Consider the following 18,085-nt stretch of genomic DNA (forward strand, 5'->3'; position numbering starts at 1 on the left):
GGTTATAAAAACCTCGTGGAGAATACCGGAGTCGAACCGGTGACCTCTTGCGTGCAAGGCAAGCGCTCTAGCCAGCTGAGCTAATTCCCCTTCTCTAGTAAGAGGAGCCTCATGAGCGATTAAGTTACTTAACACTCTCACCCAACTTCTAGAATTTCCTTACTTCGACCTTAATTAAAATAGTAGTCTCGGGCAGACTCGAACTGCCGACCTCTACATTATCAGTGTAGCGCTCTAACCAGCTGAGCTACGAGACTATTAAGATCTTAGTCTTTTTTTTAAAATTAACAGCAAAGAGTAAATTACCTCTTTTGTAACTCACCATCTTTCTCTAGAAAGGAGGTGTTCCAGCCGCACCTTCCGGTACGGCTACCTTGTTACGACTTAGCCCTAGTTATCAGTTTTACCCTAGGCCGCTCCTCTCGGTGACGGACTTCAGGCACCCCCAACTTCCATGGCTTGACGGGCGGTGTGTACAAGGCCCGGGAACGTATTCACCGGATCATGGCTGATATCCGATTACTAGCGATTCCAGCTTCACGGAGTCGAGTTGCAGACTCCGATCCGAACTGTGATATGGTTTATAGATTCGCTCCTATTCGCATAGTGGCTGCTCATTGTCCATACCATTGTAGCACGTGTGTAGCCCAGGACGTAAGGGCCGTGATGATTTGACGTCATCCCCACCTTCCTCGCGGTTTGCACCGGCAGTCTCGCTAGAGTCCCCAACTTTACTTGATGGCAACTAACGATAAGGGTTGCGCTCGTTATAGGACTTAACCTGACACCTCACGGCACGAGCTGACGACAACCATGCAGCACCTTGTAGAGAGTCCGAAGAAAGTCTATCTCTAGATCATGCACTCTACATTTAAGCCCTGGTAAGGTTCCTCGCGTATCATCGAATTAAACCACATGCTCCACCGCTTGTGCGGGCCCCCGTCAATTCCTTTGAGTTTCAATCTTGCGATCGTACTCCCCAGGTGGGACACTTATCACTTTCGCTTAGTCACTGAATAATTCCAACAACTAGTGTCCATCGTTTACGGCGTGGACTACCAGGGTATCTAATCCTGTTCGCTCCCCACGCTTTCGTCCATGAGCGTCAGTACATACGTAGTAGACTGCCTTCGCAATCGGTATTCTGTGTAATATCTATGCATTTCACCGCTACACTACACATTCTATCTACTTCCATATGACTCAAGTCAACCAGTATCAAAGGCAGTTCTACAGTTAAGCTGTAGGATTTCACCTCTGACTTAATTGACCGCCTGCGGACCCTTTAAACCCAATGATTCCGGATAACGCTTGCACCCTCCGTATTACCGCGGCTGCTGGCACGGAGTTAGCCGGTGCTTATTCTTACGGTACCGTCAGTTACCCACACGTGAGTAAGTTTCTTCCCGTATAAAAGCAGTTTACAACCCATAGGGCAGTCTTCCTGCACGCGGCATGGCTGGTTCAGAGTTGCCTCCATTGACCAATATTCCTCACTGCTGCCTCCCGTAGGAGTCTGGTCCGTGTCTCAGTACCAGTGTGGGGGATAATCCTCTCAGACCCCCTACCTATCGTTGCCATGGTAAGCCGTTACCTTACCATCTAGCTAATAGGACGCATAGTCATCTTGTACCGATAAATCTTTAATTAGATAGTGATGCCACTTCCCAATATTATGGAGTATTAATCTTCATTTCTAAAGGCTATCCTCCTGTACAAGGCAGATTCTATACGCGTTACGCACCCGTTCGCCGGTCGTCAGCAAAAAAGCAAGCTTTTCTCTGTTACCCCTCGACTTGCATGTGTTAAGCCTGCCGCTAGCGTTCATCCTGAGCCAGGATCAAACTCTTCATTGTAAAATCTTTAATAATTTTAAATGTTAAGCTTCAAAAGAATTTTTGGTAACCTAACCTAAATTAGGTCGCCGTGGTAATTCTACTCTTTAATTACGCTGTCAATTTCAATATTTTCAATGAACTTGGTTAGTCTCTAAATCACAAATAATCTCATTGTATCTTCAACTTAACCTCTTTGTAGAAACACTAGAATCGAACTAGTTGATTTGTCTTAAATCATTCCAAAATCTCTCTGAACTTTTGCTCTTTTTAAAAGCGAGTGCAAATATATAAACTCTTTTTAATCTGACAAAAATATTTTTGAAATTTTTGAAGTTTATTTTTACACTATTTCAACGAACTTTCGTTTTTAAAACGGACTGCAAAGTTACCTATTTTATTTCCGATTAAACAAGAAAAAATTAAACTATTTTTTAACCCTTTCTTAACCCTTCACATACCCTATTTTAATGAACTTTGCAATCTTCTAAACATTATCCGTTTTGCGATTGCGGGTGCAAACATACGACCTTTTTTTAATCCAACAACACCTTTTTAAACCTTTTTTTTAACTAAAAAACTAACTACCTTAAAAACAAATACTAAACCTTCTAGTTTTTTTACTTCTTTCTACGTTTTTTCTTCCTATCCTTCTTCTTTCTAATCTTAGCAAACATTCTTTTGTACTCTTCTACATCAACAGTTCCTTTTTTCTTTTCTAAAATACCCCTTGATTCAATAGACATTTTTGGTTCTTGATATTCTAATTCTTCATTTATATATCCTCTCTGCAAAATATCTTCTATCAAATAATCTTCATTTACTGTTGAAGGATTATATTCTGTTTTTAATGATAGCTTAAATAAATTCGCCGTTGCATTATACCAAAAAGCTTTCCATCCACTTCTAAATTCTTTAATATTATCAAAAGCTGTTTTTCCAGTTTGACGATGAATTAACTTAATCAACACTCTTCCCTCTGTTCGTGTCATCTTTTTCAATTGATCTGTCAATTCCTCTTCTAAGTACTTTTGGATTCTTTTGGTATACTTTCGTCTTTTACTTTTTGAAGGAATTCTTGATAATCTTAATTTAAGGCTATCAATTCTCTTAGAGGCTAATGTTGCATAAGGATAAGCCTTATATACTTTCTTCCTAAACCAATAGTAATAATGTATATCCGTTTTATTTTTAAATTTATGTTTTGGCAAAACAGCAACCTCTGGTAACTCTATCATTAAGGAATCTCCTCTTTTTACTAGATAATACTCATCCTCAAAGCTAGGTAGCGAGTCTTTTATTTGAGCCTGCAGTATCAAAGGCATTAGAATTATAAGAAGTAAGACAATTCTTTTCATAGTTTAATACATCAAAAAGGATTCCAAAAATAGCATATTCTTTAAAACAAAAAACTCATGAACGTTAATTCATGAGTCTTTTAAGTTAATTTTATAATTACTCTGCCATAATTGCTTCGGCTAGTTTTTTGTATGTTCCATTTTCCAGCTTTTCTCTTATTGCTGTAAAGGCTTCTATTGTTTCTTTTACATCCTCCATATTATGCCTTGCTGTTGGAATTAATCTTAAAATTATCAATCCTTTTGGTATAACTGGATATACTACGATAGAGCAAAACACTCCATGATTTTCACGTAAATCCTGTACCATTGCCATAGCCTCAGGGATTTCTCCTTTTAAATATACTGGAGTGATACACGTTTGTGTTGTTCCTAGATCAAAACCAGCATCTCTTAAACCTGATTGCAAGGCATTTGTAACTTCCCATAGCTTATCTTTTAATTCAGGTTGTGTACGAATTAAATCTAAACGTTTTAATGCCCCTTTAACCATTGGCATAGGAAGTGATTTTGCAAACATTTGAGATCGCATATTATATTGTAAGTATTGAACTACATCTGCATCACCGGCAAAAAACGCACCGATACCTGCCATAGATTTTGCAAAAGTTGCAAAATACACATCGATTCCATCCTGAACTCCTTGTTCAAAACCTGTTCCTCTTCCTCCTTCTCCTAGAGTTCCAAAACCATGAGCATCATCTACTAATAACCTGAAGTTATATTTTTCTTTTAACGCTACTATTTCAGCTAAACGTCCTTGTTCTCCTCTCATTCCGAAAACACCTTCAGAAACTAATAAAATACCTCCTCCAGTTTTTTCAGCCATTTTAGTGGCTCTTTTTAAGTTTTTCTCACAACTTTCTATATCATTGTGACGGTATACAAATCTCTTTCCCGCATGTAATCGAACTCCATCAATAATACAAGCATGAGTATCCATATCATATACAATAATATCATCTTTTGACACTAAAGCATCAATTGCTGACACCATTCCCTGATATCCAAAGTTTACCAAATAAGAAGCTTCTTTCCCAACAAATTCAGCACATTCTCTCTCTAATTGCTCATGATATTTTGTATGACCTGACATCATTCTTGCTCCCATTGGGTAAGCCATACCATCTGTAGCTGCTGACTCTCCATCAACCTTTAAAACTTCTGGATGATTTGCTAAACCTAGGTAATCATTTATACTCCAAGTAACTACTGACTTACCATTGAACTGCATTCGGTTAGATATAGGCCCTTCTAACTTAGGAAACACATAATATCCCTCTGCTTTATCTGCCCATTTACCTAACGGTCCCTTATCTCCTTTAATTCTCTCAAATAAATCTTTAACCATAATTACTTTTGTTATTCAGGGTGCGAAAATAGGGCTTTTTTAACAGTTAATCAAATCGAAAATTCACTAAGTTAAGTGACTAATTACAAGAAAAAAAGGCTTGAAATATTCTTTCAAGCCTTCTTCAATCAACTATTAAAAACTAACTAATCACCAACTTATTTGTTAAGCAATCAATTATAAGACGGTTGTAACTCTAATTAGTTACAGTATTTAAATTAGTTTAACACTATTTTAAGATTATACTTTCTTTATCGAAGAATTCAAAGTCATTCTTGATTTTGTTTTTATAATTACAATCTGTACTTTTAACAGTAAACTAACTTTAAAAACTATTTTATGTCTTCAGAATCTAATAAACCAACTACATTATTTTGGGTAATCGGTATTTTTGCGTTAATATGGAATGCTATGGGAGTAATGGCATACATTGGACAAGCATATATGACAAATGAAATGCTTGCTGCTTTGCCAGAAGCGGAACGTGCTTTATATGAAAATGTACCCGCTTGGGTAACAGCTGCTTTTGCTATTGCTGTTTTTGGCGGTACTTTGGGCTGTATCGTTCTTTTGTTAAAAAAGAAACTTGCCAAGTCTTTATTTTTAGTTTCATTAATTGCAATTATTGCTCAAATGAGCTACAATTTGTTTATGAGTAAAGCTACTGAGGTTTATGGTCCAGGAGGAATGGTTATGCCTATCATGGTTATTATAATTGGAGTGTTCCTATTACTCTATTCAAAGAAGTGCATTGAAAAGGGATGGTTATCATAAAAAATAAGAGCGAGTTTATTACTCGCTCTTATTTTTTAAATATATCTTTTTTAATTCTTGGTAATTCCAATTGATATCTAACTGCAATTGTTCTTATCAAAATAATAATAGATGCCGATATTATAAATTGAATATCTACATTAATATTTAATTTACCTAGTAAAAGGTATACTACTCCACCAGATAAACAGGCCGAAGCATAAATTTCTTTTTTAAATATTAAAGGAACTTTTCTTGTTAAAACATCTCTGATAACACCACCAAAAACAGCCGAAACCATCCCCATTATTAATGCTATAAATGGATGAAGGTTGAAACTCAATCCTTTTTGCAATCCTAATAAGGTAAAAACACTTATTCCTATGGTATCAAATAAAAACATTGTTTTACGTAATGGGGCTATTTTACTCCTAAATAAAAAAGTTGCTAATACTGCTGTTAATATAGTCCAGATATAGTTAATATCTCCAATCCAATTAATGGGGTGAGCATTAATCAAAACATCTCTTAGCATCCCACCTCCTACTGCAGTTACAAAAGCTATAATGATTACTCCAAAAACATCAAAGTCTTTTTTCAATGCTACCAAAGCTCCACTAATCGCAAAAGCAAAGGTTCCTGCAATATCAATAGCATAAATAACACTCATTACATATGTATTTCTGAAATTTCAATTTGTAAATCTCTTTCTACTTCAGCAATCTTTTGTCTTTCATTTTGCAATACCAATATTAAAGATATTCCCTTTTTTCCAGCTCGAGCTGTTCGACCACTTCGGTGTGTATAATACTCCTTCTTTTCAGGTAATTGATGATGTACAACAAATCCTAAATCTTGTACATCAATCCCTCTAGCAGACACATCTGTAGATACCAATACTTGTAAGTTTTCTTTTTTAAAAGCTCTCATCACTTTATCTCTCTCCTTTTGCTGCATATCTCCTTCTAATGCTTCTACTGAAAATCCTTCTTCTTTTAATTCTTTTGCTAACTTTTGAGCTCCTGCCTTCGTTCTTGTAAATACAATTCCTCTTTCATGATTCCTTCTCTCTAAAAATTGAACAATGATGTCTGTTTTTTCTCCTATGGTTGTTTGAACAAATTGATGTGAAATATTAGCATTGACCAGAGTATTTTTATCAATCTCAACTTGTTTAGCAGAAGCGTTCATATATTTCTTAACAATACTTCTAATTTCATTAGGCATCGTAGCTGAAAATAACCAAGTTTTTCTTTCGCCAGAAGTATATTTTAAGATACGATTTAACTCTTCTTTAAAACCCATACTTAACATTTCATCTGCTTCATCCAAAACCAATGTTTTAAGCTGCTTAAGGTTTACCTCGCCTCTTTCAATTAAATCAATTAATCTACCTGGAGTGGCAACAATTATATGTGTAGTTCTTTTAAGATTATTTATTTGTTTGTCTATTTTTTCTCCACCATAAACAGCTTCTACAAATATTTTTTTATCTACATATTTGGTATACTTGAATAACTGTTTTTTTATTTGCTGTACCAATTCTCTAGTAGGAGACAATATTAAGGCTTGAACATTGTCTTTTGATGGATTTATCTTATCTAAAACAGGTAATCCATATGCTGCTGTTTTACCAGTTCCTGTTTGAGCCAAACCAATAAAATCACTATTAGTTTGTAATAGGTATGGGATTACTTCTCTTTGAATTTCTGTTGGTGTAACAATTCCTAATTCTTTTAACCCTTTTATATATTCTTTTTTAATCCCTAAGGTTTTAAATGTTGTCATACACTTGTTTTAAAAATGCAAAGTTATTGCTTATTCTTGGGTAATAATAAATTCGTTACCTCTTTTGTGATTCTTCTAGGTTTTTGGGTTTTAGCATCTAACAAACAAAAAGTAGTTTCCGATTTAACCAAAACTTGTTTATCTCTTTTTATTTCAACATGTCTAACCGACTTTACTCCTTCTGTCTTACCAATCCAAGTGGTAATTGTTACTTCATCTTCTAATTTAGCTTGTCCCTTATAATCTATCTCATGACGTACAACAAACCAAACATAATCTGGTTTTGGTACATCTGCTATTAATTGTTTCCAATGAGCATCTGCTACATCTTGAATCCATTGTACATAAACTACATTATTCACATGATTGTACTCATCTATCTCCTCTAAAATTACTCGATGCTTCTTTTCAAAAATATTCATTTAACAAACTTACAACGATTGGTGTTAATTATTACTTAAAACTGCTAGTCATTTTATTGTAGCTAACAATATTTTTAGATATTCGAGTGCTGAGATTAAACTAAGAACACTTTGACAAACAAATTTGGAACCGAAAAAATAAGTAAACTATTACTCAAACAAGCAATTCCAGCTTCTATTGGTATTCTTGTTATGTCTATGAACATGATTGTAGATACTATTTTTGTTGGTAAATGGATTGGTGTTTTAGCTATTGCAGCAATTACAGTAGTTTTACCTATTGCTTTTTTCATTTCTTCTGTAGGAATGGGAATTGGTATTGGAGGAAGTTCTATTATCTCCAGAGCATTTGGTCGAAATGAAATTAAAAAAGCTTTTGAAGTTTTTGGGAATCAAATAAGTCTTACTGTTATACTGGCTTTCCTTTTTATTCTTGTTGGAGAATACTTTTGTGCTCCTTTACTACGATTATTTGGAGCAAATGGACAAATTTTAGATCCCGCTACCGAGTATTTTCATGTAATTATTTGGGGAGTTCCATTTTTAGCTTTCGCTATGATGGGTAATCCTGTTATTAGAGCTGTTGGGAAACCCAATTATGCTATGTTTACTTTGATTTTACCAGCGATTGCTAATATTATTCTCGATATTATCTTTATTAAGTTTATGGACTTGGGAATGTTTGGTGCAGGATTAGCAACTTCCATTTCTTATGCGGTAAGTGGATTATTTGTATTGTGGTTTTTCCTATCAAAAAACACTGAGTTAAAAATTCTTCCAGAATATTTTAATTTGAATTGGTCTATTGTAAAAGAAATCATTTCTTTAGGAGGAATCACCGTAATACGTCAAGGAACTATTAGCATACTAATTATAATACTCAATTATACATTATTTAAATATGGAGGAGAAATTTCGATTGCAGTGTATGGTATTATTAATAGGGTAATGATGTTTGCTTTATTTCCAGTATTAGGTGTAACACAAGGTTTTCTTCCTATTGCTGGTTATAATTATGGTGCTCAAGATGCCATTAGAGTAAAACAAACAATTAAAACTTCAATTCTATTTGGAACTGGTATCGCTACTTTTATTTTTATTTTAATAATGCTTTTCCCTTCTGAATTAGTAAGCATTTTTACAAATGATCAAGAACTATTGAGTTTAACACCCAACGCTTTAATAATTGCCTTTTTGGCAACTCCAGTAATCACAACACAATTAATTGGCTCTGCTTATTTTCAAGCAGCAGGAAAGGCTTTACCCGCCTTATTATTAACCTTACTAAAACAAGGCTTTTTACTGATTCCATTGGTTTATATTATGCCAAAGTTTTTTGGTGTAAATGGTGTATGGATGTCTTTTCCCATTGCAGATATCTTGGCAACCCTTGTTACTTATGTCTATCTAAAAAAGGAAATTGCAAAAAACCTCACTTAAAAGTTAACATTCATACTATTACTTCCTTTATTTCTTTTCTTTTTTATAAGAAAAGCTTATTTTAGTGGTCCTCGAAATATTATATTGTCTTAATTAACATTCTTAGAAAACCAACTAACATCTACTTACTAGGTTAATTAATGATTATTGTACAATTACTATGATAAGAAAAACATATGTCCTACTATCGTTGCTGTTTTTGAGTTTGTTAAATTTTGCTCCAAAAACAACGCATTCCTCCTTTCCTACTAAGAAAGATTTTAACTTCAACTCAATAAGAAAGGGCATGGTTACTACTACTTTTAATGCCAGTGCAGATCTATGTGATTGCGATAGAAGAAGACCTATTACGATTACTTCAACTACAACAGAAACAGATTATCAAATAATGTTAGATGTAAATTTTGTTACTGGAATGAGTTCTGATTTCTCTGATATTCGTTTTACAGATTCTGATGGATCAACTGAAATATCTTTTTGGATTGAAGAATTTACAGTAAGTGATGATGCAACTATTTGGATTAAAGTTCCATCTATACCAAATGGAACTAAAACTATATATATGTATTATGATGGTTGTACATCGTCTAATACTAGTAACGCGGCAAATACATTCATTTTTTACGATGATATGAATTCCACAACAGGTTGGAATACTTACGGATCAGGAGCTGTAAGTGCTACCACAACCTTAGGAAGCTCTACACTATCAAAAACAACCAATTGTGACCCTAATGGAGGATGGAAATCTATTGGACAAACCATTACGAATTTTAGATTAATAACAAGAGAAGTAAGAACTACCGCAGGAAACAATAATGGCTGTGGATTGAATAGGTATGGTATTGAAAATTCAGGATTTAATGGTTATAACATAAACAGAGATGCTAGAGGGGGAAATCGTGTTTTTGGTCTTGAAGCCAGAACAAATGGCAGTGGAAACAATGCAAACAGACCTAATAGAAATCAACCTATTGATACCTGGTTTAGAACTGAATTAACACGATGTTGTTCTTCGAATACTGTGACAGCTCAACTTTATGATGATAATAGAAATGCTATTGGTGGTTTGGTTTCTTCAACTATGCCTAACAATCGTAACTATTGTAATTTTGATAGGGTTACTGTTAGAGGAGGACATAATTATCATATTGATTTTATGGCAGTAGCTAAAAGTTCATGTGGAACTATCGGAGCAACTATAGGTGCAGAAGATGGTAGCGCCGACTTAAAACTAACTAAAACTGTTAACAATGCCCTTCCTAAAGTAGGAGATAATATTACCTATACCATAAGGGTTCATAATGCAGGACCTCTTTGTGGCACAGGTGTTCTTGTAGAAGATATTATACCTAGTGGATTAACTTTTGTAAGTTATAGTAGTACTTCTGGCACAACGTATAGCACAGGAACTAATACTTGGGACTTAACCTCTATCTCCATACTTCCAACCGAATTTGCCGAGTTACAAATTACTGTAACTATAGATTCAGCTGGACAAATTATAAACACGGCGAAAATTACTCAGAGTGATAAAGATGACCCTGATTCAGACCCGACAAATTAAATTATAGATTCACCATTTAAATTAGTGGTTAACACATCACTCATATAATTAAAAAATGGACGTAGTGCTATAAAGGCTTCATCTATATTAGATAAAAAGTCTTTTGCCAATACTTCCTTATCTGAAAATCTTTTGACAGCGATATATCCTTTTTTACGTATTAGATCAATATCTGGGTGTGTTTTGTCAAATCCCTTAGGAGCTGTTTTTAGTTCTTCTCCCTCAAATACTCCTCCAAAATGTTTTACATAATTTTCTTCAGTCAAAATTTCTCTAACTTCGGAAGCATCCATTTCAAATTCTTTACGAATTCTAAACAAATCTTCTTTATTAGGTTCCCAAAAACCTCCTGCTAAAAAACTATCTCCTGGAGCTATATGTAAATAATACCCACCTCTTAATTCAGGTTTCTTTCTATGAAATGAACCTCCGAAATGTGTTTTATAGGGTGTTTTATCTTTTGAAAATCGTACATCTCTATAAATTCTAAACAACTTAAACTTATCAATTTCATCATGTTTATTCAAGTTATCTTGAACGGAAGCATACAATGCTTTTGCATTGTTTTGAGCGTTTGTAAAATCACCTTTATTATCGGTAAACCAATCTCTGTTATTGTTTTCGCTTAAGTCTTTTAAAAATTGAAATGTTGATTTTTCTATTTGCATTGTTCTAGAAATTTGGAGCCCTAAAATACAAAAACTCCATGGAAATATTTCCATGGAGTTTTAGAATCCTTATAAGTTTTTTATTATACGTTGAATCTGAAATGCATAACATCTCCATCAGCTACGACATACTCCTTACCTTCTACTCTAACTTTACCCGCTTCTTTTACTTTAGCTTCACTTCCATATTCAACATAATCCGTATAACTAATTGTCTCAGCACGGATAAATCCTTTTTCAAAATCTGTATGAATCACTCCAGCCGCTTGTGGTGCCGTAGAACCTACAGGAATCGTCCAAGCTCTTACTTCTTTTACACCTGCAGTGAAATATGTTTGTAAATTTAATAATGTATATGCCGAACGAATTAAACGAGATACCCCAGGCTCTTCTAACCCAATATCAGATAAGAACATTTGACGCTCTTCATAATCATCTAACTCAGCAATATCTGCTTCAGTACCTACCGCTAATACAATAATTTCTGCATCTTCATTTTTTACAGCCTCACGTACTTTTTCTACATAAGCATTTCCATCTTTAGCTGAAGATTCATCAACATTACACACATATAATACTGGCTTTGCAGTAATAAATTGCATCGATTTTACTAATTCTTCTTCTTTTTCAGAAAATTCAATTGTACGAACAGATTTTCCTTCTAATAAAGTAGCTTGGATATTTTCTAAAATCTCTAATTCTAATTTAGCTTCTTTACTTCCAGTTTTAGCTGCTCTTTTTACCTTTTCTAAACGCTTTTCAACAGCTTCTAAATCTTTTAACTGAAGTTCAATATCAATTGTTTCTTTATCTCTAATCGGATCTACAGATCCATCTACGTGTACGATATTATCGTTGTCAAAACAACGTAATACATGTAAAATTGCATCCGTTTCTCTAATATTTGCCAAGAACTGATTTCCTAATCCTTCTCCTTTACTAGCTCCTCTAACTAAACCAGCAATGTCAACAATTTCTACCGTCGCTGGAATTACCTTTTCAGGATTTACTAATTCCTCTAATTTTTCTAATCTTGCGTCTGGTACATTTACCACTCCTAAGTTTGGTTCTATTGTACAAAATGGAAAATTCGCACTCTGTGCCTTAGCGTTAGACAAACAGTTAAATAAAGTTGATTTACCTACATTTGGTAATCCTACAATTCCAGCTTTCATATTTCTTTAAATATTTAATAAAAACACCAAAAATCAATATTTCGATTTTTGCGCATGCAAATATAGTTGATTTCCTTTCAATAAATACCATAAAAAAACCTCGAATTCATCGAGGCTTTATATCTTTAATATTTAACGATTATTGGTTAAATTTATTCATGGTGCATAAAACGTTGTTTTGCCAATAACTCTTCATCTGTTTCAACATTATCTTCATCTGGCACACAACAGTCTACTGGACATACAGCCGCACATTGAGGTTCTTCATGGAATCCTTTACACTCTGTACATTTATCAGCAACAATGTAGTATATCTCATCAGAAACTGGCTCTTGCTCTTCCTCAGCATTCGCGCTTGTTCCATTTGGTAACACTATATTACCTTCTAAATCGGTACCATCAGCATACTTCCACTCATCTGCTCCTTCATAAATAGCAGTATTTGGACATTCTGGTTCACATGCTCCACAATTTATACACTCGTCAGTTATTATAATTGCCATAGTATTTCTATATCGGTTTATGTATCTTTGCAGCGCAAAAATAACGCCAATTTAATTTAGAACCAAAATAAATGGAGATAACACAGAGCAGAATAAACGCTTTTGTAAAGTTAGGTAAGTTTTTAAGTCAATTTTCTCAAGAAAAGATTGAAATAAAAGATGCTATTGAGCATAATGATTTGTTTTTTGATGGGTTTAAACATCAATTAAAACTAGCAGAAGAGAATAATACATGGTTTACCAAAGAAAACTTATTATTTTCTACCGAGAATTGGTCTAAAGCATTAACTCTTTCCAATATTTCTACTTGGGTAGAAAATGAATCGTTAGGGACTAATGAAGCGAAAAATGTAGCAATTATTATGGCTGGTAATATTCCGTTGGTTGGTTTTCATGACTTTATTTCGGTATTAATTGCTGGGCATTCAGTGATAGTAAAACAATCGTCTAACGATAAACATTTACTTCCTTTCTTAGCGAAGTATTTAGAATATGTTTCTTCTGATTTAAAAGGTAAAATTGTTTTTACTGAAGGAAAATTAGAAAACTTCGATGCCGTTATTGCTACTGGAAGTAACAATACCGCTCGTTATTTTGAACACTATTTTAAAGATAAGCCAAGTATCATTCGTAAGAATAGAAATTCTGTTGCTATTTTAACAGGAAATGAAACTGAGGAAGATTTTAAACATTTAAGTGAAGATGTATTTCGCTATTTTGGTTTAGGTTGTCGTTCAGTTTCTAAATTATTTGTTCCAAAGAATTATGATTTCGATAATTTCTTTAGGGGAATGTATAATCGAAAAGAAATTATTGACAACGTTAAATACGCTAATAATTATGACTACAATAAGGCGGTGTATTTAATGAGCGAATTTGACATTTTAGAGAATGGTTTCTTAATGATAAAAGAAGATAATAGTTATGCCTCTCCTATTGCTTCTGTTTTTTATGAGTATTATGATAATACAGATGATTTAAAAATAAAGCTTTGGGAAGAAAGAGAGCAAATACAATGTGTGGTTTCTAAAGATTTTATGGATAATGAAATTGCTTTCGGACAAACACAACATCCAAAACTATGGGATTATGCTGATGGGGTAAACACCTTAGAATTTTTAGCTAAAATTTAAGCGAATCCTCATAGGATAATTTGCATCTTTGCCTTTCAACAACTCAACAATATGAAAAAACATAATTTTAGTGCTGGTCCTTGTATTTTACCAGAAAGCGTACTTCAAAAAGCTTCTGAAGCGGTTATTAATTTTAACAATGATAACTTATCGTTAATTGAGATTTCTCATAGAAGTCAGTCTTTCGTAAATGTTATTGAAAAAGCAAGGAGTTTAGCTTTAGAGTTATTAGGATTAGAAAACAAAGGTTATAAAGCATTGTTTTTACAAGGTGGCGCAAGCATGCAGTTTTTAATGACGGCTTATAATTTATTAAATAAAAAAGCTGCCTATTTAAATACAGGTACTTGGAGTTCTAAAGCCATTAAGGAAGCAAAGTTATTTGGAGACCTAATTGAAGTTGCTTCTTCAAAAGATAAGGGCTTTAACTATATTCCTAAAAATTATGAAGTACCTGGTGATATCGATTATTTTCACTGTACAAGTAATAATACCATCTATGGAACTCAAATGAAAAGTTTCCCTGAAACTTCCGCTCCCTTAATATGTGATATGAGTTCAGATATTTTTTCACGTCAGTTAGACTTTTCTAAGTTTGATTTAATCTATGCTGGAGCACAAAAAAATATGGGACCAGCTGGAGCAACCTTAGTTGTGGTGAAAGAAGATGTTTTAGGAAAAGTAACACGTCAAATTCCTTCAATGTTAAACTATCAACTATATATTGAAAAAGAGAGTATGTTTAATACCCCACCGGTATTTTCGGTATATGTTTCTATGTTAACTTTAGAATGGTTGAAAGATTTAGGAGGTATTGAATTTATAGAAAAGGTTAACAAGCAGAAATCTGCTTTATTATATAATGAAATAGATAGAAATCCATTGTTTAATGGGGTTGTAAATAAGGAAGATCGTAGTCATATGAACGCTACGTTTACCTTAGCTAATGAAAATTTAAAAGAGAAATTTGACACCTTATGGAAAGAAGCCAATATTAATGGTTTACATGGACATAGAAGTGTTGGAGGCTACAGAGCCAGTATGTATAACGCATTACCTTTATATAGTGTGCAGGCATTAGTAGATGTAATGCAAGAGTTAGAAAGAATCGCATAAATTAGTGTCTTTATAAAATATATCATCTTTAAAGACCAATAGTAGAAATAAAATGAAAATATTAGCAAATGACGGAATTTCTAAAAAAGGAATTGAAGTTTTAGAAAAGTCAGGTTTTGAAGTAATAAATGCAAAAGTTGCTCAAGAGCAATTAGAAAACTATATAAATGATCATGGTATTGATGCCATTTTAGTTCGTAGTACTACCCAAGTGCGACAAGAGTTAATAGAAGCTTGTCCGAGTATTAAGTTAATTGGATGTGGTGATATTGGTATGGATAATATTGATGTGGAATATGCACAAGATAATGGTGTATTCGTAATTAATACTCCTGAGGCTTCTGCCAATTCAGTAGCAGAATTAGTATTTGCCCATCTTTTTGGAATGGTTCGTTTTTTACACCAGGCCAATAGAGACATGCCTTTAGAAGGAGAAATGCGTTTTAAAGCTCTTAAAAAGCAATATGCTGCGGGGGTTGAACTGCGTGGAAAGACTTTAGGTATTATTGGAATGGGGAATATAGGGCATGAAGTAGCAAGAATAGCTTTAGGTATTGGGATGAACGTTATTACTTCTGATATTAATGTGGAAACGACTTCAGTAACAGTTCCGTTTTTCAATGGGCAATCTATAGATATTACTATTGATACTGTTCCTACAGAAGAGGTTTTAAAAGAAGCTGACTTTATTAGTTTACATATCCCTGCTCAAGAAGAATATTTATTAGGTTCAGATCAATTTGAATTAATGAAAGATGGCGTTGGTATAGTTAATACTGCACGTGGAGGTATTCTAGATGAAGTAGCTTTAGTTAGTGCTATTGATAGTGGAAAAGTAAAATATGCTGGTTTAGATGTGTATGAAAAAGAGCCTACTCCAGAAATACAGTTGTTAATGAATCCAGATATTTCATTAACACCTCATATTGGTGCATCAACTATAGAAGCTCAAGAAAGAATTGGTGTTGAACTTGCAAAACAAATAGTAGAATTACTTTCATAATAATATATGGCTATTGTTAAACCCTTTAAAGCTGTTAGAGCTACCAGAGATAAAGTTGCATTAGTATCTTCTAAATCATATGAAATTTATGATACTGAAAACCTAAATGCTAAACTTGCGTTTAATCCGTATACTTTTTTACATGTAATTAATCCTGGTTATAAATACCACAAGCAAGATGTTACTGGAGAACAACGTTTTAAATTGGTTCACAATCGCTATTTGGAATTTAAAGAAGATGGTATTTTCACGCAAGATGAAAAACCTGCTTACTACTTATATCAAAAAGTAACTCCCACGCATACGTTTTGCGGAATCATTGCTGCTACGTCGGTAGAAGATTATCATAATGATATTATTAAAAAGCATGAGAGTACTTTAAAAAAACGTGAGTTATTATTTGAAAATTATTTAAAAAACACTGGCTTTAATGCTGAACCTGTACTACTCACCTATCCTGACAATCCTTCTGTAGAGAAAATTATCCAGAAGTATCAAAAGAATAGAGCAGAGTACGAATTTTCAACAACTGATAAAGATTTTCATTTATTATGGGTAATTGATGATGAGCAAGATATAAAGAAGATTAATGACGCTTTTCAAGCCATAAACACCCTGTATATTGCTGATGGGCATCATCGTTCAACTTCTTCTTGCTTATTAGCTCAAAACTTAGCTAAAGAAAATCCAGAACATACGGGTAATGAAAACTATAATTTCTTTATGAGTTATCTATTACCAGAGAGTCAATTGAGTATTTATGAGTTTAATAGATTCATTAAAGATTTAAACGGATTAACTCCAGATGAATTCTTAATAGAGTTAGACACTTATTTCAGAATAGAAAACAGAGGTCAGGAGTTGTACAAGCCAAAAGAGAAGCATCAATTTAGCATGTACTTAAATGGAGAATTTTATTCACTAAATCTACGTAAATCAGGATATGAGTTTACTGATGCTTTAAGTGATTTAGATGCACATATATTATATACCACTGTTTTAAAACCTATTTTAGGAATTGATGATATAAGAGATGATTCAAAGATTATTTATTCTCAAGATAAATCTGATGGATTAGAGTTAAAAACGAAAGTAGACAAAGGTGATTTTCAGGTGTCTTTTGGAATGTTACCTACCACCATTGAGGAATTAAAAGGTATTATTGACGCTGGTCTTATCATGCCTCCAAAAACCACTTATATAGAACCGAAATTAAGAAGCGCTTTAACTATTTACGAATTTTCATAGTAAACGCCTATACACATATGATTACAGGAATTAAAGAAAACCTTCAAAAGATAAAAGAAACATTGCCAGAAAATGTTACTCTGGTTGCTGTTTCTAAAACAAAACCCAATTCAGATATTCAGGAAGCATATGATGCAGGACAACGAGTGTTTGGCGAAAATAAAATTCAAGAAATGGTAGGCAAATACGATGCTTTACCAAAAGATATTGAATGGCATATGATTGGGCATCTACAACGAAATAAAGTGAAATATATGGCTCACTTTGTAAGTTTAATTCACGGTGTTGATAGCTTTAAAACTTTGGTAGAAATAAATAAGCAAGCAAAAAAGCATGATAGAATAATTCATTGCCTATTGCAAGCTCGTATTGCTAAAGAAGACACTAAATTTGGTCTACCTTTTGCTGAAATAGAAAGTATTTTAGCTTCTGAAGAACTAAAAGAGTTAGAAAATGTGAAAATTACTGGGCTTATGGGCATGGCGACGTTTACAGATGATCAAGCCCAATTACAAGAAGAATTTTCTTCCTTAGCTAACTTTTTTAATGTCCATCAAAAGAAACATACTGATTTAACTACTTTATCTATGGGAATGAGTGGAGATTACTCATTAGCCATTGAAAATGGAAGCAATATGGTTAGAATAGGTAGCTCTATTTTTGGAGTTAGAAATTATATTGCTTAGATTTACCCTAATCAGCTAACTTAAATAATAAAAAAAGAG

General features: G+C 33.5%; 16 protein-coding genes, 2 tRNA genes and 1 rRNA gene. 8 read left to right on the plus strand and 11 right to left on the minus strand.

Going from position 1 to position 18,085, the window contains the following annotated elements:
- Positions 1-16: 16 nt before the first annotated feature.
- The 5 genes from ABNT22_RS10975 to ABNT22_RS10995 form a co-directional block, all read right to left on the minus strand.
- Positions 17-90, minus strand: a tRNA-Ala gene (locus ABNT22_RS10975).
- Positions 91-183: 93 nt separating this feature from the next.
- Positions 184-257 (minus strand) — tRNA-Ile (locus tag ABNT22_RS10980).
- 78 nt (positions 258-335) lie between these two features.
- A 16S ribosomal RNA gene (locus tag ABNT22_RS10985) occupies positions 336-1,856 on the minus strand.
- A gap of 599 nt (positions 1,857-2,455) precedes the next feature.
- Positions 2,456-3,193 carry a DUF4294 domain-containing protein gene (locus tag ABNT22_RS10990; protein WP_348718953.1) on the minus strand — a complete coding sequence of 246 codons (738 nt, stop codon included), beginning with the start codon at positions 3,191-3,193 and terminating at the stop codon, positions 2,456-2,458.
- Positions 3,194-3,290: 97 nt separating this feature from the next.
- The gene (locus ABNT22_RS10995) at positions 3,291-4,544 is read right to left on the minus strand and encodes an aminotransferase class I/II-fold pyridoxal phosphate-dependent enzyme (protein ID WP_348718954.1); all 1,254 of its coding nucleotides are present in this window, start codon (positions 4,542-4,544) and stop codon (positions 3,291-3,293) included.
- 339 nt (positions 4,545-4,883) lie between these two features.
- On the opposite strand from ABNT22_RS10995, the gene ABNT22_RS11000 reads away from it, so the two are divergent.
- A complete protein-coding gene (locus ABNT22_RS11000; protein ID WP_348718955.1) occupies positions 4,884-5,318 on the plus strand; it encodes a hypothetical protein in 435 nt (144 codons plus the stop codon).
- 28 nt (positions 5,319-5,346) lie between these two features.
- Here the strand turns inward: ABNT22_RS11000 and ABNT22_RS11005 are convergent, their stop codons facing one another.
- The 3 genes from ABNT22_RS11005 to ABNT22_RS11015 are packed head-to-tail and all read right to left on the minus strand — an operon-like array spanning position 5,347 to position 7,507.
- Entirely contained in the window at positions 5,347-5,967 is a 621-nt protein-coding gene (locus ABNT22_RS11005) for a trimeric intracellular cation channel family protein (protein ID WP_348718957.1), read from the minus strand.
- Positions 5,967-7,085 (minus strand): DEAD/DEAH box helicase, encoded by a 1,119-nt coding sequence (locus ABNT22_RS11010; RefSeq protein WP_348718958.1) that lies wholly within the window; start codon positions 7,083-7,085, stop codon positions 5,967-5,969. Before ABNT22_RS11010 ends, ABNT22_RS11005 begins: the two co-directional genes overlap by 1 nt.
- A 23-nt stretch (positions 7,086-7,108) precedes the next feature.
- Positions 7,109-7,507: a thioesterase family protein gene (locus tag ABNT22_RS11015; RefSeq protein ID WP_348718959.1), complete on the minus strand. Its 399-nt coding sequence runs from the start codon at positions 7,505-7,507 to the stop codon at positions 7,109-7,111.
- A 111-nt stretch (positions 7,508-7,618) separates the two neighbouring features.
- Between ABNT22_RS11015 and ABNT22_RS11020 the strand changes: the two genes are divergently transcribed.
- Both ABNT22_RS11020 and ABNT22_RS11025 read left to right on the plus strand, forming a co-directional pair.
- Complete coding sequence (locus ABNT22_RS11020; RefSeq protein WP_348718960.1) at positions 7,619-8,947, plus strand: MATE family efflux transporter; 1,329 nt, start codon at positions 7,619-7,621, stop codon at positions 8,945-8,947.
- A 286-nt stretch (positions 8,948-9,233) separates the two neighbouring features.
- A complete protein-coding gene (locus ABNT22_RS11025; protein ID WP_348718962.1) occupies positions 9,234-10,514 on the plus strand; it encodes a DUF2341 domain-containing protein in 1,281 nt (426 codons plus the stop codon).
- On the opposite strand, the gene ABNT22_RS11030 is transcribed toward ABNT22_RS11025, so the two are convergent.
- The 3 genes from ABNT22_RS11030 to ABNT22_RS11040 all read right to left on the minus strand — a co-directional run bounded on the left by ABNT22_RS11030 (position 10,511) and on the right by ABNT22_RS11040 (position 12,860).
- Positions 10,511-11,182, minus strand: coding sequence for a DUF2461 domain-containing protein (locus tag ABNT22_RS11030; protein ID WP_348718964.1), 672 nt, complete (start codon positions 11,180-11,182; stop codon positions 10,511-10,513). The genes ABNT22_RS11025 and ABNT22_RS11030 overlap by 4 nt on opposite strands.
- 83 nt (positions 11,183-11,265) lie before the next feature.
- Positions 11,266-12,357, minus strand: coding sequence for a redox-regulated ATPase YchF (gene ychF, locus ABNT22_RS11035; protein WP_348718965.1), 1,092 nt, complete (start codon positions 12,355-12,357; stop codon positions 11,266-11,268).
- 152 nt (positions 12,358-12,509) lie between these two features.
- A complete protein-coding gene (locus ABNT22_RS11040; RefSeq protein ID WP_348718967.1) occupies positions 12,510-12,860 on the minus strand; it encodes a 4Fe-4S dicluster domain-containing protein in 351 nt (116 codons plus the stop codon).
- A gap of 71 nt (positions 12,861-12,931) precedes the next feature.
- Here ABNT22_RS11040 and ABNT22_RS11045 point away from each other — a divergent pair, with 71 nt between their 5' ends.
- The 5 genes from ABNT22_RS11045 to ABNT22_RS11065 are packed head-to-tail and all read left to right on the plus strand — an operon-like array spanning position 12,932 to position 18,046.
- Positions 12,932-13,993 carry an acyl-CoA reductase gene (locus ABNT22_RS11045; protein ID WP_348718968.1) on the plus strand — a complete coding sequence of 354 codons (1,062 nt, stop codon included), beginning with the start codon at positions 12,932-12,934 and terminating at the stop codon, positions 13,991-13,993.
- A gap of 51 nt (positions 13,994-14,044) precedes the next feature.
- Entirely contained in the window at positions 14,045-15,109 is a 1,065-nt protein-coding gene (gene serC, locus ABNT22_RS11050) for a 3-phosphoserine/phosphohydroxythreonine transaminase (RefSeq protein ID WP_348718969.1), read from the plus strand.
- 52 nt (positions 15,110-15,161) lie between these two features.
- On the plus strand, positions 15,162-16,112 hold the full coding sequence (locus ABNT22_RS11055) for a D-2-hydroxyacid dehydrogenase (protein WP_348718971.1): 951 nt from the start codon (positions 15,162-15,164) through the stop codon (positions 16,110-16,112).
- A 6-nt stretch (positions 16,113-16,118) separates the two neighbouring features.
- Positions 16,119-17,360: a DUF1015 domain-containing protein gene (locus tag ABNT22_RS11060; RefSeq protein WP_348718972.1), complete on the plus strand. Its 1,242-nt coding sequence runs from the start codon at positions 16,119-16,121 to the stop codon at positions 17,358-17,360.
- A gap of 17 nt (positions 17,361-17,377) precedes the next feature.
- Complete coding sequence (locus ABNT22_RS11065) at positions 17,378-18,046, plus strand: YggS family pyridoxal phosphate-dependent enzyme (RefSeq protein WP_348718973.1); 669 nt, start codon at positions 17,378-17,380, stop codon at positions 18,044-18,046.
- The last annotated feature ends 39 nt before the right edge of the window (positions 18,047-18,085 follow it).

It is taken from the genome of Tenacibaculum sp. 190130A14a, assembly GCF_964048965.1.
In the GTDB taxonomy this organism is placed as follows: domain Bacteria; phylum Bacteroidota; class Bacteroidia; order Flavobacteriales; family Flavobacteriaceae; genus Polaribacter; species Polaribacter polynesiense.

Excerpts from the sequence above, each read along its gene's own strand:
- ychF (WP_348718965.1), bottom strand. The coding sequence starts at position 12,357 with ATGAAAGCTGGAATTGTAGGATTACCAAATGTAGGTAAATCAACTTTA.
- ABNT22_RS11065 (WP_348718973.1), top strand. The coding sequence starts at position 17,378 with ATGATTACAGGAATTAAAGAAAACCTTCAAAAGATAAAAGAAACATTG.
- ABNT22_RS11055 (WP_348718971.1), top strand. The coding sequence starts at position 15,162 with ATGAAAATATTAGCAAATGACGGAATTTCTAAAAAAGGAATTGAAGTT.
- ABNT22_RS10995 (WP_348718954.1), bottom strand. The coding sequence starts at position 4,544 with ATGGTTAAAGATTTATTTGAGAGAATTAAAGGAGATAAGGGACCGTTA.
- serC (WP_348718969.1), top strand. The coding sequence starts at position 14,045 with ATGAAAAAACATAATTTTAGTGCTGGTCCTTGTATTTTACCAGAAAGC.
- ABNT22_RS11045 (WP_348718968.1), top strand. The coding sequence starts at position 12,932 with ATGGAGATAACACAGAGCAGAATAAACGCTTTTGTAAAGTTAGGTAAG.
- ABNT22_RS11005 (WP_348718957.1), bottom strand. The coding sequence starts at position 5,967 with ATGAGTGTTATTTATGCTATTGATATTGCAGGAACCTTTGCTTTTGCG.
- ABNT22_RS11010 (WP_348718958.1), bottom strand. The coding sequence starts at position 7,085 with ATGACAACATTTAAAACCTTAGGGATTAAAAAAGAATATATAAAAGGG.
- ABNT22_RS11015 (WP_348718959.1), bottom strand. The coding sequence starts at position 7,507 with ATGAATATTTTTGAAAAGAAGCATCGAGTAATTTTAGAGGAGATAGAT.
- ABNT22_RS11030 (WP_348718964.1), bottom strand. The coding sequence starts at position 11,182 with ATGCAAATAGAAAAATCAACATTTCAATTTTTAAAAGACTTAAGCGAA.
- ABNT22_RS11025 (WP_348718962.1), top strand. The coding sequence starts at position 9,234 with ATGGTTACTACTACTTTTAATGCCAGTGCAGATCTATGTGATTGCGAT.
- ABNT22_RS11060 (WP_348718972.1), top strand. The coding sequence starts at position 16,119 with ATGGCTATTGTTAAACCCTTTAAAGCTGTTAGAGCTACCAGAGATAAA.
- ABNT22_RS10990 (WP_348718953.1), bottom strand. The coding sequence starts at position 3,193 with ATGAAAAGAATTGTCTTACTTCTTATAATTCTAATGCCTTTGATACTG.
- ABNT22_RS11040 (WP_348718967.1), bottom strand. The coding sequence starts at position 12,860 with ATGGCAATTATAATAACTGACGAGTGTATAAATTGTGGAGCATGTGAA.
- ABNT22_RS11000 (WP_348718955.1), top strand. The coding sequence starts at position 4,884 with ATGTCTTCAGAATCTAATAAACCAACTACATTATTTTGGGTAATCGGT.